Genomic DNA, 1081 nt, shown 5'->3' with positions numbered 1-1081 from the left:
CGGATCAGGAGTGTCGCCCGGGGTCCTGCTCGGTCTGGGGTCTGCTCACCGTCGGTGGCGCAGCGAGCCGACAGGGCGAGCACAGGACCAAACCGGGGGCGGACTGCACGACCGCCTCCGATTCGGGCGTGTTCGATCAGACTGTTTCGAGGTTGCGTGCGGACCAGGCGGCGTAGCTGCCCTCGAGTTCGACAACTCGGTAGCCGGCGCGACGCAGGGCGCTGGCTGCGACCGCGTTACGGACGCCGCTCTGGCAGTAGGTCACGATCGGACCGCCCGTGGGCAGTCCGTCGAGGTTCCACAGCAATCGCCCACCGCTGAGCTGTTCGGAGCCAGGTATGTGGCCGTCGGCGTGTTCGGTTTTGTTGCGCACGTCCAGCACCATTGCCGAGTCGAACGAATCCAGCTCGTCCGCACCGATCGTCTCGGGTGTCGTCATGGGAAATCCTCGTAGACTTGTGACGTACCCGGTCACCGTATCGATGCCGACCCGCAGCAGGTGATCACGTAGCTCGTCGGCGACGGCGCGGTCCTCGGCAAGCACCACCAGTGGAGTGTCCTCTCGTTCGGGGTCGTAGACCCAGGCACCGAACGAGGCTGCCTTGCCGATACCGGGGATGTTGAGCGCTCCGGGGACAGCGCCGGCGTGCACCTCATATTGGCCGCGGGTGTCGAGGAGGACGACCTCGTCGGAGTCGAGGGCGCGTGCCAATTCGGTGGAGTCGTACTCGTGCAGTGGAGAGAGTGGCCCGAGAACGACCGGGCCCTGCTTGTTCTGACGCTTCATCCGGCCGAAGTAGGCGTGTGCATCCGGTTGGCCGTCGAGCATCTCATCGACGAAGCCCTGCTCGTCGTCGCGCTCGACATACCCGGCCCACCAAGCGAAACGACGTTCGTAGCCGACGCTGGTCGACGGCAACGCGCCGAGAGCTTTTCCGCAGGCACTGCCCGAACCGTGACCCGGAAAGACCTGGATATGATCTGGCTGCGTGACGAACGACCGCTTCAGACTGCGGAAGATCTGTTTGGCACCCTCGAAACGGGTGTCGACACCGTCGGCAGCTTCGTCGAGTAGGTCCGG

At 65.1% G+C, this 1081-nt stretch carries 1 protein-coding gene; it reads right to left on the bottom strand.

Annotated elements, in window-relative coordinates:
• Positions 1–136: 136 nt before the first annotated feature.
• Positions 137–1081 (bottom strand): rhodanese-like domain-containing protein (locus MTX35_RS25280; protein ID WP_032399667.1); only part of this gene is annotated, 945 nt, incomplete at its 5' end.

The sequence above is a fragment of the Rhodococcus sp. ARC_M12 genome, from assembly GCF_022810385.1.
GTDB lineage: Bacteria > Actinomycetota > Actinomycetes > Mycobacteriales > Mycobacteriaceae > Rhodococcoides > Rhodococcoides navarretei.
The sequence above is the reverse complement of the archived record's forward strand: the minus strand, read 5'-3'. Positions and strand labels throughout refer to the sequence as shown.